The 1011-nt window shown below is 63.7% G+C and carries 1 protein-coding gene; it reads right to left on the reverse strand.

Annotated features, from left to right (window positions below):
- Positions 1-199: 199 nt before the first annotated feature.
- The gene (locus AC1DU6_RS32715; RefSeq protein ID WP_439093594.1) at positions 200-886 is read right to left on the reverse strand and encodes a GntR family transcriptional regulator; all 687 of its coding nucleotides are present in this window, start codon (positions 884-886) and stop codon (positions 200-202) included.
- Between the last annotated feature and the right edge of the window lie 125 nt (positions 887-1011).

The following is a 1011-nucleotide window of genomic DNA, read 5'->3' on the forward strand; positions in this document are numbered from 1 at the left end:
GCTGTGGCTGCTGACGCCGCTGGTGCTGATCGGTGGCGGCGTTGCGCTATGGTGGCACAACCGGCGGCGCGGGAGTGCAGGCGGCAGCGATGAGGCCGTCATGAAACTCACCGCCGAGGAAGAAGCGCGGATCGAAAAGCTGATTGCGGCGCAGAGCGAGACGAAGTCGACCTAGGCCGGCCGTTGCCGTGGTTGGCTTCTATTCGGCCGGCAATACCGTCTGGATATTCCGACCGGTGCGTTCGATATGCTCCCGCAGGATCCGCGTTGCATCGCGCGTGCGCCGCTCGATCATCGCATGGGCCATCGCGGTGTGTTCTGCAGGCACGTCGCGGTCGGGCTTATGCTTCTTCAGAAAAATCCGGCGATAGCGATCGCTCTGGTCGTGCAGCGTGGCACAGAACTGCCGCAGCAACGGCATCTGGCATGCCGAGATCAGTTCGGCATGGAAGGCGCGATGTGCGATCTCCCAGGCTTCCTGTTCAGCGGCCGAGCGTGAACCGCGCTTGCAGCGGCTGAGCTGATGCAGCGAGCCGAGCACGCGTCCTTCCCAGGCTATATCGCCGTGTTCGATGGCTTCCTTGACGGCGAGGCCTTCGAGTTCGACGCGCAGCCGGATGATCTCGGCGAGATTGCTCGCAGAGACCGGTGTGACGCGATAGCCGCGCTGGTCGATCAGCGCGACGAGGCCGTCATTCTCCAGACGACACAGTGCTTCGCGCAGCGGGCTGAGGCTGACGCCGAAGGCGGTGCGCAGGCGATCAAGATTGAGCTTGCTGCCCGGCAGGAGGTCGCCGCGCATGATCGAATCCCGCAAGCGGGCGACCAGCGTGGTGGACAATGTGGTCGGGATCGCGCCGGCCGTGATGGTGCGTGCTGTGCTCATGATGCCTGTCCGATGTTCTCGAAACCGTAGAGCGAAGCCGGATTATCCACCAATGCCAGGAGCTGCGCTTTGGAATCCGGCAGCCAGAGCGGGATGAGATCGACGAGGTCGCCATCGTTCGGCAT

This window comes from Roseateles sp. P5_B10, assembly GCF_056400485.1.

Bases quoted from the DNA above. Each gene is read 5' to 3' on its own strand.
- AC1DU6_RS32715 (WP_439093594.1), bottom strand. From the start codon at position 886: ATGAGCACAGCACGCACCATCACGGCCGGCGCGATCCCGACCACATTG.